Consider the following 13,631-nt stretch of genomic DNA (forward strand, 5'->3'; position numbering starts at 1 on the left):
CACTCCGGACGCCGCGCGACCAGGGCGAACGCAGCGACTTGTCGAATATCGATATGGTCCTCTACTCTCACGCATATCGAAAATCGATAGGAAGGGGCGCGGTGAACACGCGACTCACGAGGACTCTGGCCTCGGTCACCTTTGCGCTGGCGGTGCTCTGCGGGCTCGTCTTCGCCGGCACGGCGGTCACGCACATGCTCGACGACGGGGCGGTCTGCGTGGAGACGGGCTTCTGGGCCAATGCCTCCCTGGCGGACGACCTGCCGATCGGCAAGGGCGTGGAAGCGTCCAGCAGTGCCACGCGCCTGTGCCAGGACAGCCCCTCCGTGGGACAGCGCGCCGCCGACCTCGGGGGCCAACTGCCCTGGCTGCTGTTCGGCTCCCTCGCGCTGCTGCTCTTCTCCCGGCTCCTGAATGCCGTCCTGGAGCAGGGGCCGTTCACCGACGCGGTGTCGCGACGGCTCTCCGTTCTCGGCTGGTTCGTCACCGTGGGCACGCCGCTGGCCGGACTCGTCGTCGGCTGGTCGCAGTCCTGGCTCGTCGGGAGCATGGCGCCGATCGTCGGTTCCGGCCCGACGGTCTCCGGGCCGCAGCCACTCGTCCTCGCCGGCCTCGCCGCGGTGATCATGGGGAAGATCATGCGTGAGGGCGTACGCATGCGAGAGGACCTCGAAGGGACCATCTGATGCCCGAAGAGGAACTCCACGCGATCCGGATCCACCTCGACCGGCTCCTCGCCGAGCGCGGCATGACGCTCACCGAACTGTCCGCGCGGGTGGACATCACCGTGGTCAACCTGTCCGTGCTCAAGAACGGACGGGCCAAGGCGATCCGCTTCTCGACCCTGTCGAGGATCTGCGACGTCCTCGGGTGCCAGCCGGGAGACCTGATCACCCACGAGCCCGCCGAGCAGGACCAGGGCGTGCCCGATGGGTCGGACACGCCCTAGCGGGCTGCGGCCGCCGTGGTATCAGCCTCCTAGGAGTTGGCCGGCCGCAGCCGATACGCGTACGTATACGTCTTCCCCGAGTGCAGCAGATACGGCTCCAGCGGCGGCGCGCCCCACGAGTCGTTGCCGCCGACGCCCATCTGCCGGTGGTTGACGCCGAGGATCGTCTCGTCGCGGCGCTTCACCTCGTGCGGGTGCTTCGGCCCGTCGAGGTCGAACGGCGAGTGATGCAGCGCGCTGGTCTCCAGGAGCGGCTCGCCGTCGGCGGGGTCGGCGAGCACGGTGAGGCCGTCGCCGGACCGGTCCACGAGCGAGAGGCGGCGTACGTCGGTCATGTTGCCGGTCTGCTGCGGCCTGACGTACGGCGCGACCTGGTCGTCGACCGTAGAGCGGTAACGGCCCACGAACGCGGCCGACTTGCGGTCCTGATAGTTCTCGTGCGGCCCGCGCCCGTACCAGTCGATGCGTTCGAACCCGGCCGGGACGGTCAGGAGCGCGCCCACCAGCGGCAGGTCGGGCAGTCCTGAGGCGGCCTTCAGCGTGTGCCGCACCCGGACCTCGCCGTCGCCGCGCACCGTGAACACGGTGCTGAAGTCGGACTGCGCGGGCGAGGTCGGCAGCGTGGCGGCCACCTCGAAGGTGACCTCGCCGGGCGCGGCCTGACGCGCCTTGACGGAGGTCACCTTCCGCTTCTCGCCCGCGTCGCGCCAGGTGCGCAGCGAGTTGTGGGCGCCGCGGCCGATGTCGTTGTCGGTCGGTCCGCGCCAGAAGTTCGGCACCGGGCCACCGGCGAGCAGCAGCCGCCCCTTGATCTTGTACGAGGACAGCGTGCCGGACGCCTTGGACAGGACGACCTCCACGTCCCGTCCGCTGACCTTGAACTCGCGGTCGGTCTCGGTGAGGTGGAGCGGAGGCAGGGTGCCGGGCGCCGGGTCGTCCGGGGCGGGCGCGTGCCAGTCGAGCGCGAGCTGTTCGGCGGCGACCGGGTGCCCGGCGTCCGCCCAGCTGGTCCTGCGGCGCAGCACGAAGGTGACGTTCAGCCAGTACTCGGCGCCGGGTTGCGGCGTGCCGGGCTTCTTGTACGGGATGCGGACGGACTCGGTGGCGCCGGGTGCGACGCGCGGCGCGGGCAGTGTGCCGTGCTGGACGGTCTCGCCGTCACGCGTCACGGTCCAGCGCAGCTCGTACGCGTCCAGGCCGCTGAAGAGGTGCTTGTTGGTGACCTGCACGGTCCCTGCCGCGAGGTCGTCGGCCGCGACGGACACCGGCTGGTAGACCTTCTTGATCTCCAGGATTCCGGGGTGCGGGGCGCGCGTGGACGCCACGAGTCCGTTGCAGCTGAAGTTGCCGTCGGTCGGATATCCCGGGTGCCAGTCGCCGCCGTAGGAGAGGTAGGTGCGCTTCGGGTCGCCGGGGATGGGCAGGCGGATGTTCTGGTCGGTCCAGTCCCAGACGAAGCCGCCGTGCAGGTTCGGGTACTTCTCGAATATCTCCCAGTACTCGGGCAGGTTGCCGTTGCTGTTGCCCATGGCGTGCGTGTACTCGCAGAGCATGAACGGCTTGGGGTTGCCGGACTTGCCGTACTTCTCGACGTCGTCCGGCTTCGTGTACATCTCGCTGTGCACGTCGGCGGCGGAGTTCATGCCCTCGTAGTGCACGGGGCGCGAACTGTCCCTGTCGTGCACCCACTTGGCCATGACCTTGAAGTTGTCGCCCTGTCCCGCCTCGTTGCCGAGCGACCACGCCACGACGCTCGCGTGGTTCTTGTCGCGCTCGACGAGCGAGCGGAGGCGGTCGACGCAGGCGTCGGTCCAGTCCGGGAGCGAGCCGGGCAGGCGGTCGCGTACGCCATGGGTTTCGAGGTTGGTCTCGTCGATGACGTACAGGCCGTACTCGTCGCAGAGTTCGAGCCAGTGCGGGTGGTTGGGGTAGTGCGAGGTGCGCACGGCGTTGATGTTGTGACGCTTCATCAGCAGGACGTCCTGGAGCATCACCGACTCCGGTACGGCCTGCCCGTGATCCGGGTGGGACTCGTGCCGGTTGGTGCCGTAGAACATGACGGGTTTGCCGTTCACGGTCCACTTGCCGGGCCCGAAGTCGACCTGGCGGAAGCCGACCCGGGTGCGCTGGATGTCGGTTTTCCTGCCGGACGCGGTGTCGGTGAGGGTGACGACGAGGGTGTAGAGGTTGGGCTGCTCGGCGGACCACAGGGCGGGCGCCTTCACGTCGGCCTTGAGCGTGAGCGGCTCGTCGAAGACGGGCTCGCCGCGCAGCGGCGCGCGCAGCACGGGCCGCGACCTGGCGTCGTACAACTGCGCCTCGACGCGGTGCTTTCCGCCCGTCGCCGCGCCGCTTCGGTCGCGTACGACAGTGGTGACGCTGAGCGTCGCGTCGCGGAAGGCGGAGTCGAGGTCGGTACGTACGAAGAGGTCGTGGACGTGCACGACCGGGACGGAGTACAGATAGACGTCGCGGAAGATGCCGGACAGGTCGATCATGTCCTGGTCTTCCAGCCAGCTGCCGTCGGACCAGCGGTAGACCTCGACCGACAGCGAATTGCGGCCCGGGCGGAGGTACTTGGTGAGGTCGAACTCGGCCGGGGTGTAGCTGTCCTCGCTGTAGCCGACCTTCTTGCCGTTGACCCACACGAAGAAGGCGGACTTCACGCCCTGGAAGGAGATCAGGGTGCGGCGGCCGTCCCAGTCCTTCGGGACGGAGAAGTCGCGGCGGTAGGAGCCGACCGGGTTGAAGTCCTTGGGCACGTGCGGGAAGTCCGGCTTCTCGTAGCCCTCCCACGGATACTTGATGTTGAGGTAGATCGGCTCCGGGTATCCCTCGATCTCCCAGTTGGACGGCACGGGTATGCGGTCCCAGCCGCTCACGTCGTAGTCGTCGGCCTCGAAGCCGAGGGGTCGCGCGTCCGCGTTCTTCGCCCAGTGGAAGCGCCAGCGGCCGTTCAGGGAGCGGTGGTACGGCGAGTCCGTGAGCTTGCCGTGCAACGCGTCGTCCGTGTTGGCGAACGGGACGAGTCTGGTGCGGGCGGGCTCTCTGTTGACCTGGAACACACGGGGGTTGGCGTTCCACTCCGGGGGTCCGGCGGCCGCGCCCGCCCCCGCTTCCGCCGCGGCCCCGCCCGCGTCCTGAGCGAAGGCTTGCTTCTGTGCGGCGAAGGCGGCCCAGCCCACCAGCGCGGTTCCGGTGGCGAGGAAGGACCGGCGGCTCGGCCTGTGGGAACTCATGCTGCAACTCCGAACGTAAGGCAACAAGAAGCACCAGCATCAGACGAGATCGCTCACCACACAAGACCCCCTGCACACACGGAAGTTGCCTTCAAGCCGATGTCCGACCGGCCGCACAAACGTGTCCGACGGGCCGCACAAAGGCGTCCGCCGGGGCCACCCGAACGGCGGTCTCCAGGTGCCGCGCCGAGCGGCGTGGCGAAGCCTGGGAGGCGGGCCATGTGGGAGTGGGCAGCGTCGTGCGGCACGCAGGCTCGGACCACGCCGGGCCCCCACCCCGGAGCGAGAGGGCAAGGTCGAGCATGTCGGATCCCGAGGCCAGAACCGTCCCCGCGACGCCCCCGGCCGGGGTGAGCCCGGAGCAGTGGGCCGACTGGCGCTGGCACATGCGGCACCGGGTCACCACGCTGCCCGAGCTGCGCCGCTGGATCGAGGTCACGGACGCGGAGGAGGAGGCGATCCGGGCCTGCAAGGGCCGCTACCGGTGGGGGATCACGCCGTACTACGCCGCGCTGATGGACCCGCGCGATCCGTCGTGCCCGGTGCGGCAGCAGGCCGTACCGGCACCCCAGGAACTCCTCTCCGACCCCGCGGCGGACATCGATCCCGTGGGCGACCGCTTCTACCGCAAGACCAACCGGGTGGTGCACAAATACCCGGACCGCGCCATCATGCTCATCACCGAGGCATGCCCCGTCTACTGTCGGCACTGCACCCGCAAATTCCACACGACGGACGTCTCAGGCAGCTACTTCCGCGACAACGAAGGCGGGGACTACGCGGAAGATCTGCGCTACATCGCCGAACACAGCGAGATCCGCGACGTCCTGCTGACCGGAGGCGACCCACTGTCCTACCGGGACGAGAAGCTGGAGACGATCATCGCGGGGCTGCGCGCCATCCCGTCCGTGGAAATCATCCGGATCGGCAGTCGGTTCCCGGTCCTCCTGCCGCAGCGCATCACCCCTGCTCTGTGCGCGATGCTGGAGCGCCACCAACCGGTCTGGCTGAACACCCACGCCAACCACCCGCGCGAGGTGACGCCGGACTTCGCGGCCGCCGTGGACCGGCTCCTGCGCCACGGCGTTCCCGTGGGCAACCAGACCGTGCTGCTCAAGGGCGTCAACGACGACGTCACCACCATGCGGACGCTGATGACGGAACTGCTGCGTGTGCGGGTACGGCCGTACTACCTGTACCACTGCGACAACGTCACCGGCGTCTCGCACTTCATGACCTCCATCCAGAAGGGCTGGGAGATCATGAAGGGGTTGCAGGGCCACATCACGGGCTTCGGCGTACCGCAGTACGTCCTCACCACCCGTCTCGGGAAGATCCCGGTGAACCCGCCGTACCACGTGGAACGCGACGGTGAACTCGAACTGCGCAACTACCGTGACGAACGGCTCGTCCTGGGGCCGGACGGCCGCCCGCGGACGACGAGCTCTTGAACAGCGGTCGCGCAGGACCGGCATGAGGCCTGAAACCAATGCCTCCTGCCCCAGGTCAGCGCACCCTCCCCCGTGGCTTCAACGGCACCGCCGGCAGCTCCGGTGCCGGCAGCGGACCGCCGTCGTAGCCCTTCACCTCACCGAAGCGGGAGCCCGTCATCCAGTCGGCGCGCGCCTGCTCGATGTCCTCCTGCGTACGTCCGATGAAGTTCCACCACATGATCAGCTCCTCCTCGAACGGCTCGCCGCCGAGGAGCATCAGGCTCGCGTCGGACTCGGCGCGCAGGGGGAGCTCGGTACGGCCGCAACCGAGGTACAGCATGGAGCCGGGGAGGACCGGGACGCCGTCCACGTGGGCGTCGCCCGCCATGGACAGGACGGCGTACTCGAAGTCCGGCTCCAATGGAAGGCGTACGTCCGTTCCCTGAGCGAGGGTCAGGTCGGCGCCGACGATCGGCGTGTACGTGGTGCCGGGGGACTCCGCTCCGTCCAGCGCGCCGAGGACCAGCTTCGCGCTCAGGCCCGGCGCGGTCACGACCGGCAGGTCCGCGTGGTGCTCGAAGTGCGCCTCGGTGTGCCGGTGGGTGTCCGGCAGCGCGACCCAGAGCTGGGCGCCGTGCAGGAAGCGGGCGTGCGACTTGGGGCTCTCCTCGGAGTGGGAGATGGCCCGGCCGGACGTCATGAGGCCGAGTTCGCGCGGGCGGATGGTCTGCAGGCTGCCCGTGCTGTCCCGGTGCAGCACCTCGCCCTCGTGCAGCCAGCTCACCGTCTGCAGGCCCATGTGCGGGTGCGGCGGCACCTGCATGCCGGGCTCGTCGGCGATGTCGTCGGGGCCGTAGTGATCGACGAAGCACCAGGCGCCGACCATCCGGCGCCCCAGGTTCGGAAGGAGACGCCGCACCTCGGTCGCCGCACCGAGCTTCACGTGCCGTGGGCTGAGGAGTTCACGGACCGGTTCCGCCACGACGAACCCGCGGCCGCCGCACAGGGAGGGCACCGCCTCGCGATCAAGATTGCTCATACCGCACAACTTAGCCCTGGGCACCCGGAGCGGACAGGGCAACGCCCCGTCCGGGGGCATGAGCTCTGGCCAGGGCGCCGTCGGAACTTCGGCCAGAGCTCTGACCAGGACCCCTCAGAGCTCGGGTCAGAGCTCCGAGCCGCGCTCCAGCGTGGCGTAGTACGCACCCACCTCGTTGAGGTACGCCGGATCCGTCGTCTGGCTGTCGGTGGTGAACTGCGGCGCGTCCTTGACCTGTTCCTTGGAATGGCCGACCGTCACCGTCCTCGCCGCCCGGTCGATGCGGGTGACGGCACCGGCCGGAATCAGCACGCTCTTGCCGAAGACCCACATTCCGGTGTCCACGACCAGATGCTGCCGGCCCGGCCGGTCCACCTGGCGGTCCACCTGGCCGATGACTCCGTCGGTCGCCTCGACCGTGAATCCGGTCATGGGCTCCTGCTGCTCGCCCCGGTGGCCGCTGCCGGGCGGGTAGACCCACATGTCGTTCACGGTATGCGCTCCCTGTTCTCGTACGGCGTATGGACGACGGGGTGCTGAGAGTCGGCTCATTGTCCACCCCCGCGGGCCTCGGTGAGCGGTGCCGGCAAGACATCGGGCGCCCGGTCGCGCCGCGGCGAGCAGGGGATCACCATGGACGGATGCAGACCAGTGGCGGTGCCGGACCGGCCGACGACCACTCCGCCGAAGCCGGCCACCCGGCCGGACCCGACCGTCCCGCCGAACCCGGCCTCCGCGTCCTCGTGACCGGCGCCACCGGCTACATCGGCGGGCGCCTCGTGCCCGAACTGCTCGGCACCGGGCACCGCGTGCGCTGTCTGGCGCGCTCGCCGGAGAAGCTCCGGGACCACCCGTGGTCGGGCCGGGTCGAGGTCGCCCGGGGCGATGTGACCGACGCCGGGTCGGTGGGCGAGGCGATGCGGGACACCGACGTCGCGTACTACTTGGTGCACGCGCTCGGCACCGGCGCCGGCTTCGAGGAGACCGACCGGCGGGCCGCCCGTGTGTTCAGCGAGGCCGCACGCGCCGCCGGGGTCCGCCGGATCGTGTACCTGGGCGGGCTCACGCCTCCGGGAAGGCCGGAGGCCGAGTTGTCGCCGCACCTGCGCTCCCGCGCCGAGGTGGGACGGATCTTCCTGGACTCCGGCGTCGACAGCGTCGTCCTGCGCGCCGCGGTCGTCATCGGCTCGGGCTCCGCGTCCTTCGAGATACTGCGCCACCTCACCGAGCGGCTGCCGGTGATGGTCACGCCGAGCTGGGTGCGCACCCGCATCCAGCCCATCGCCGTCCGCGACGTGCTGCGCTACCTCGTCGCCGCCGCCCGCCTGCCCGCGGGCCTGAACCGGGCCTTCGACATCGGCGGCCCCGACGTCCTCACGTACCGCGACATGATGCGCGCGTACGCCGCGGTCGCCGGGCTGCCGCGGCGGCTCATCGTGCCCGTGCCCGTCCTCACTCCGGGCCTGTCCAGCTACTGGATCGGCCTTGTCACCCCCGTGCCGCACGGCATCGCCCGCCCGCTCGCGGAGTCCCTGCGCCACGAAGTCGTCTGCCGGGAACACGACATCGCGCGGTACGTTCCGGACCTGCCCGGGCGCCCGCTGGCGTTCCCGGCGGCGCTGCGGCTCGCGCTGCGCCGGATCCAGGAGGCGCAGGTCGCCACCCGCTGGTCGTCCGCCGCCGTGCCGGGCGCGCCCAGCGATCCGCTGCCCACGGACCCCGACTGGGCCGGCGGCACCCTCTACACCGACCGGCGGCAGCTCACCGTGGACGCCTCCCCGGATGCCCTGTGGCGGGTCATCGAGGGCATCGGCGGCGACAACGGCTGGTACTCCTTCCCGCTCGCCTGGGCCGTGCGCGGCTGGATCGACCGGCTGGCCGGCGGCGTCGGACTGCGGCGCGGACGCCGTGACGCCGCGCGGCTACGGGTCGGGGACTCGCTCGACTTCTGGCGGGTCGAGGAGATCGAGCCGGGCCGGCTGCTGCGGCTGCGCGCCGAGATGCGGCTGCCCGGCCTGGCGTGGCTGGAGATGTATGCGGAGCGCGGCACCGACGGCCGTACGCGGTACCGCCAGCGGGCGCTGTTCCACCCGCACGGGCTGCTCGGCCACGCCTACTGGTGGAGCGTGGCCCCCTTCCACTCCGTCGTCTTCGGCGGCATGGCCCGCAACATCGCGCGGACGGCGGGCCGGGCGGCCACGGCGGAGGGGCGGGAGCCGGGGCGGGGCGCCGTCGACACGCGGGACGCGGCCGGTCGGTGACCTGCCGCACCGGGCGCAGGGCCGGACCGACCCCACCCCTCAGTGGTGGAATATTCAACCACCTGGGGTCGTTGTGCCCGGTCAAGGAGGCAACAGTGGAGTTCACCTACTTCGACCACGGCACGGCCGCCGAGCGCTGGGAGCGTGCGGGGCAGTTCTTCGACGCCAAGGAGTACGCGACGGCGGCGCGCATCCTCGCCCCGCTGGCCGACGAGGTGCCCGAGCAGGTCGCCCCGCGGCTGCTGCTCGCGCGCGCCTACTACCACTCGGCGCAACTGCGGCGTGCGGAGACGGAGTTGCGTACGGTCCTCGATCTCGACCCCGTCGAGGGGTACGCCCGGCTGATGCTGGGCCGGACCCTGGAACGGCAGGGGCGGGACGCCGAGGCGGCGACACAGTTGCGGCTGGCGGCGGCGCTGGCGGGCGAGCTCACGGCATAGCCCGCCCCGGGGCCGGCTCGGCCGAGGCCTGCTGCGCGGTCGAGCTGGCGTCCTGGCAGGGGTCGGGCTCCAGTGGGGCCGACCGTCGCCGGGTCGTCAACTCAGCGTAGATCGCGACAAGGCGTCCGCGATGGAGCGCGGACGGCTGTTCGCCAGACCGGCCGTCGCGGTCCTCGCCCCGTGACCCTCACCACACACCCGCAACTGCCACGGATGGCGCGGGCATCCTCGGCAAGCAGCACAGTGTGAGACATCCGGCAAGCCCGCCGCGCGTCGCCCCGGGCCGCCTCCGTGCCGCGCGGGGGCCGCCCGTCGCGGGCGCGGGGCGTGGCGCGTTCTCGTCGCTCGCCCACCTTGGCCGGAATCCCCGGTTACCCCGAGGCGCACGAGTGGCCTTTCGTTTCCTCCACCGTCTCGCGCCGTTCACCATTCCGTACCGTACGTTTCCGTGCGAACCGACCCCTCGCACGGAACCATCGAGCTCCGCCGGGGGGATCTCTCCGCATGAAGGCCCTGAAGGTCGTGTTCCTGCTGCACAACGCCTTCGCCGTGGGCGGCACCGTCCGCACCACTCTCCACCTCGCGTCCGCGCTGGCCGACCGCGGTCATCACGTCACCGTCGTCTCGCTGATGCGCCACCGCGAGAAGCCGCGGTTCGCGGTCGACCCGCGGGTGGCCCTCGTGCCGCTGGTGGATCTGCGCGCCGGTGGCGCGGACGCGGCGGATCCGCTGCTCGCGGAGCCCGCCCGGGCGTTCCCGGCCGCGGAGAAGCGGCATCGGCAGTACTCGCGCCTGCACGACGTGCGCGCCGAGTCCTGTCTGCGCGACTGCGGCGCGGACGTGATCATCGGTACCCGGCCCGGCCTCAACGTCTACCTCGCCCGGTTCGGGCCGCACCGCGCGCTGCGCATCGCCCAGGAACATCTGCGCCACGACGCGCACAGCAGGAGGCTGCGCGCCCAACTCAAGCCGCACTACCGGAAACTGGACGCCCTGGTCACCATCACCGACGCCGACGCGGCCGTCTACCGAAACCGGATGAAGCTTCCGGGCGTACGCGTCCTCGCCGTGCCCAACATGGTGCCCGCCCCGTCCGTCGCGCCGTCCGACGGCACCGCGAAGGTGGTCGCCGCGGCCGGGCGGCTCGCGCCGGGCAAGCGGTTCGACCTGCTGGTGCGGGCGTTCGCGACCGTCGCCGAGCGGCATCCCGACTGGCGGCTGCGGATCTACGGCGGCGGCCCGCAGAAGGAGCCGCTGCAGGAGCTGATCGACGGCCTCGGGCTCGGCGAACACGTCGAGCTGATGGGCGTGCGCTCCCCCATCGAGGCCGAGTTCGCCAAGGCGTCGGTCGTCGCGTCGGCGTCCGATGCGGAGTCGTTCGGGATGACGCTGGTCGAGGCCATGCGGTGCGGGGTGCCGGTGGTGAGCACCGACTGCCCGCTCGGCCCCGCCGAGATCATCACCGACGGGCGCGACGGCCGGCTGGTGCCGCCCGGTGACGCCGACGCGCTCGCGAAGGCGCTCGAGGAGCTGATCGAGGACCCGGCGCTGCGCCGCGCGATGGGCGCCGCGGCCCTGGAGAGCGCCCGGCGCTACGACCCCGCACCGATCGCCGCCCGCCACGAACGCCTCTTCGCCGAGCTGCGCTCCGCGCGCCGCAGACGCGCCTGGCGCAGCACACCGGCACGGGGGCGGAAATGGGCCCGGAGATGGACGCGGAGGTGGGCGCGGAAATGGACTCGCTCGCGGGCGGGGCGGGTGCTGCGGCCCGTGCTGGCGCCGGTGTTGGGGCCGGTGCTGCGGCGTGTGCGGGCGATGGCCGGGCGGCGGCGAGCCAGAGGTGCGGCCGGGAGCGCGGCAGGGGGCACGGCCGGGGGCGCGACAGGGCGGACCACGCGGCCCACCCCGCGTACTAAAGCGCATTAGTTCCCTCCGCGCTCTAGCCTGCGTCCCCCTTCCTCGTCAGAATTGCGGCGACCTGGATCGGTCCGGATCGGATCGGCAGCGAATCCGCCTGGGTGGAGAATCAGCCTCGGCGGAGAATCTGCCTCGGTTCGGCAATTCGACGGAACCGGAGGAGAGTTCGGGATGAAGAGACGCAGTGTCCTTCTCGGTGCCCTCGCCCTGACGGTGGCGGCGGGCACGACGGCGACCGCCGCGCCCCGCGCCGCGGCGGGCAGACGCGTCGTCGTCTATTACCAGACGCAGTACACGAACGGCAGATATGTCTCGCCGCTCGGCCTGACCCGGCACAACACTGGCGTGACCGACGTCCTCGTCGCCGCCGTGCACCTCAACGACCTCAACGGCCCTTACACGCCGGTGCACTTGAACGACGATCCGCCGAGCGCCGCGAAGTTCGACCAGATGTGGCGCGACCTGAAGACGATGCAGGGCCAGGGCGTGCACGTACTCGCGATGGTCGGCGGCGCGGCGCCGGGCAGTTTCACGCGGCTCGACACCGAATTCGACACGTATTACCCGCTGTTGCGCGATTTCATTCGGCAGTACGGACTCGACGGCGTCGACCTGGACGTGGAGGAGCGGATGTCCCTCGCGGGCATCGAGCGCGTCATCGACGCGCTGCGCGCCGACTTCGGCCCGGGATTCCTCATCACGCTCGCTCCGGTGGGCTCCGCTCTCAGCGGCGGCGGGAATCTCTCCGGTTTCGACTACGACCGGTTGTACCGCGACCGGGGCGGCGACATCGCCTGGTTCAACGCGCAGTTCTACAACGGCTGGGGCGGCATGACGTCCACGTCCAGCTACGACGCGGTCGTCCGGCGCGGGGTCGTTCCGGCGTCGAAGGTGGTCGCGGGGACCTTGACGGACCCGTCCAACGGCGGCAGTGGCTACGTCGACCCGGCGCGGCTGAAGTCGACGATCCGCAGTCTGGTCGCCAAGTACCCGGACATGGGCGGCGTCATGGGCTGGGAGTACTTCAACTCGCAGCCGGGCGGGACGGCGGAGCCGTGGCGGTGGGCGGCGGAGGTGTCGGCGGCTCTGAAGGGCTGAGCGGGGCACGTCCCACAGAGGTGATCGCCCACGACCAAGGACCGCTCATACAACCGGCCCTGGGCCATGCCGAGATCGCCCCGAGGGCGGCGGTTGTGCCGCCCTCGGCGCTCGAACGCGTATCAGCGGCGCGTTGTTTCGATCTTCAGGTCGCCCGCGGTCACCTTGCGGATGTGGTCACTGGCGAGCATGTCGTGCGGGAAGCCGAGTCCGATCCCGCTTGCCTCGTCGAGGCGGGCCAGTTGGGAGTCGGTGAAGTCGACCTCCAGGGCGCCCAGATTGTCCCCCAGCTGCGCGGGGGTGCGGGCGCCGATGATCGGTGCCGTCACGTCCGGCTGCTGCAGGGTCCAGGCCAGCCCGACCTGGGCGGGTGTGCGGTCCAGCTCCGCGGCGACCTCCTGCACGACATCGGCAATGGCGAGATTGCGTTCGGTGAGCGTGCCCAAGGCGGAGTTGAAGCTCTTGCGGGTGCCGTCGCCGGATGCGACGTTCGTCGCGGTCAGGTCGTCGCGGCTGTACTTGCCGGTGAGCACCCCGCCGGCCAGCGGTGAGTACGGGACCACACCCAGCCCCATCTCACGTGCCATCGGGATCAGGTCACGTTCCCCGGTCCGCTCGATCAGGTTGTACTCGATCTGCAGCGCGACCAGCGGCGACCAGCCGCGCAGGTCGGCGATCGTCTGCATGCGCGACACCTGCCAGGCCGGGGCGTTGCAGATCGCCACGTACAAGATCTTGCCCTGCCGGACCAGATCGTCCATGCCGCGCAGGATCTCCTCGACCGGCGTCGTGAAATCCCACACGTGCAGGTAGAGCAGATCGATGTAGTCCGTATCGAGCTGTCGCAGACTCGCTTCCACCGACGCGAACAGGCTCTTGCGGTGACTGCCCCCGGAATTCGGGTCGCCGGTCCTGCGCAGCGTCGTGTATTTCGTTGCCAGCACCAGGCTTTCGCGCTTGTCGCGGGTGAACTCGCCCAGGAGGCGCTCGGAGCTGCCGTCGGTGTAGGTGTTGGCGGTGTCGATGAAGTTGCCGCCTTGCTCGACGTAGAGGTCGAACAGCTTGCGTGCCTCGTCCTGCTCGGCGCCCCAGCCCCACTCGGTGCCGAAGGTCGCCGCGCCCAGCGCCAGCGGTGAGACCCGCAGCCCCGAGCGGCCAAGCAGCCGGTAGGTGTCGAGGGTGAGCGACATCGTGTCCTCCTGTACTCGTGATCCGTCGTCGAGAACGTCGAGAACAAGGCTGTGACCGCCGCGAG

At 70.6% G+C, this 13,631-nt stretch carries 11 protein-coding genes; 7 read left to right on the top strand and 4 right to left on the bottom strand.

All coding sequences use genetic code 11. The features are described from left to right. Window positions 1-101: 101 nt before the first annotated feature. A complete protein-coding gene (locus AC0KTA_RS03290) occupies window positions 102-686 on the top strand; it encodes a DUF2975 domain-containing protein (RefSeq protein ID WP_481053560.1) in 585 nt (194 codons plus the stop codon). Next, a complete protein-coding gene (locus AC0KTA_RS03295; RefSeq protein WP_481053561.1) occupies window positions 686-949 on the top strand; it encodes a helix-turn-helix domain-containing protein in 264 nt (87 codons plus the stop codon). The genes AC0KTA_RS03290 and AC0KTA_RS03295 overlap by 1 nt, the downstream gene beginning before the upstream one ends. Window positions 950-978: 29 nt before the next feature. Here the strand turns inward: AC0KTA_RS03295 and lacZ are convergent, their stop codons facing one another. Next, a complete protein-coding gene (gene lacZ, locus AC0KTA_RS03300) occupies window positions 979-4,188 on the bottom strand; it encodes a beta-galactosidase, LacZ type (protein ID WP_481053562.1) in 3,210 nt (1,069 codons plus the stop codon). Between the two features lie 302 nt (window positions 4,189-4,490). Between lacZ and blsG the strand changes: the two genes are divergently transcribed. Then, window positions 4,491-5,639, top strand: coding sequence for an arginine 2,3-aminomutase (blsG, locus tag AC0KTA_RS03305; protein WP_481053563.1), 1,149 nt, complete (start codon window positions 4,491-4,493; stop codon window positions 5,637-5,639). A 55-nt stretch (window positions 5,640-5,694) separates the two neighbouring features. Here blsG and AC0KTA_RS03310 read toward each other — a convergent pair whose 3' ends face one another. Together AC0KTA_RS03310 and AC0KTA_RS03315 are read right to left on the bottom strand one after the other, a co-directional pair. Continuing rightward, window positions 5,695-6,660, bottom strand: a complete 966-nt coding sequence (locus AC0KTA_RS03310; RefSeq protein WP_481053564.1) for a pirin family protein — start codon at window positions 6,658-6,660, stop codon at window positions 5,695-5,697. A gap of 126 nt (window positions 6,661-6,786) precedes the next feature. Next, the gene (locus AC0KTA_RS03315) at window positions 6,787-7,152 is read right to left on the bottom strand and encodes a PRC-barrel domain containing protein (protein WP_481053565.1); all 366 of its coding nucleotides are present in this window, start codon (window positions 7,150-7,152) and stop codon (window positions 6,787-6,789) included. Between the two features lie 149 nt (window positions 7,153-7,301). Between AC0KTA_RS03315 and AC0KTA_RS03320 the strand changes: the two genes are divergently transcribed. The 4 genes from AC0KTA_RS03320 to AC0KTA_RS03335 all read left to right on the top strand — a co-directional run bounded on the left by AC0KTA_RS03320 (window position 7,302) and on the right by AC0KTA_RS03335 (window position 12,376). Then, window positions 7,302-8,921 carry an SDR family oxidoreductase gene (locus AC0KTA_RS03320; protein WP_481053566.1) on the top strand — a complete coding sequence of 540 codons (1,620 nt, stop codon included), beginning with the start codon at window positions 7,302-7,304 and terminating at the stop codon, window positions 8,919-8,921. 95 nt (window positions 8,922-9,016) lie between these two features. Then, window positions 9,017-9,361 carry a tetratricopeptide repeat protein gene (locus AC0KTA_RS03325; protein WP_481053567.1) on the top strand — a complete coding sequence of 115 codons (345 nt, stop codon included), beginning with the start codon at window positions 9,017-9,019 and terminating at the stop codon, window positions 9,359-9,361. 513 nt (window positions 9,362-9,874) lie between these two features. Further along, window positions 9,875-11,287 (top strand): glycosyltransferase family 4 protein, encoded by a 1,413-nt coding sequence (locus tag AC0KTA_RS03330; RefSeq protein ID WP_481056295.1) that lies wholly within the window; start codon window positions 9,875-9,877, stop codon window positions 11,285-11,287. Window positions 11,288-11,449: 162 nt separating this feature from the next. Then, on the top strand, window positions 11,450-12,376 hold the full coding sequence (locus AC0KTA_RS03335) for a glycosyl hydrolase family 18 protein (protein ID WP_481053568.1): 927 nt from the start codon (window positions 11,450-11,452) through the stop codon (window positions 12,374-12,376). A gap of 122 nt (window positions 12,377-12,498) precedes the next feature. Here AC0KTA_RS03335 and AC0KTA_RS03340 read toward each other — a convergent pair whose 3' ends face one another. Next, entirely contained in the window at window positions 12,499-13,566 is a 1,068-nt protein-coding gene (locus AC0KTA_RS03340; RefSeq protein WP_481053569.1) for an aldo/keto reductase, read from the bottom strand. Between the last annotated feature and the right edge of the window lie 65 nt (window positions 13,567-13,631).

The organism is Streptomyces sp. Y309 (genome assembly GCF_056712025.1).

Bases quoted from the DNA above. Each gene is read 5' to 3' on its own strand.
- AC0KTA_RS03320 (WP_481053566.1), top strand. From the start codon at position 7,302: ATGCAGACCAGTGGCGGTGCCGGACCGGCCGACGACCACTCCGCCGAA.
- AC0KTA_RS03295 (WP_481053561.1), top strand. From the start codon at position 686: ATGCCCGAAGAGGAACTCCACGCGATCCGGATCCACCTCGACCGGCTC.
- AC0KTA_RS03335 (WP_481053568.1), top strand. From the start codon at position 11,450: ATGAAGAGACGCAGTGTCCTTCTCGGTGCCCTCGCCCTGACGGTGGCG.
- AC0KTA_RS03310 (WP_481053564.1), bottom strand. From the start codon at position 6,660: ATGAGCAATCTTGATCGCGAGGCGGTGCCCTCCCTGTGCGGCGGCCGC.
- blsG (WP_481053563.1), top strand. From the start codon at position 4,491: ATGTCGGATCCCGAGGCCAGAACCGTCCCCGCGACGCCCCCGGCCGGG.
- AC0KTA_RS03340 (WP_481053569.1), bottom strand. From the start codon at position 13,566: ATGTCGCTCACCCTCGACACCTACCGGCTGCTTGGCCGCTCGGGGCTG.
- lacZ (WP_481053562.1), bottom strand. From the start codon at position 4,188: ATGAGTTCCCACAGGCCGAGCCGCCGGTCCTTCCTCGCCACCGGAACC.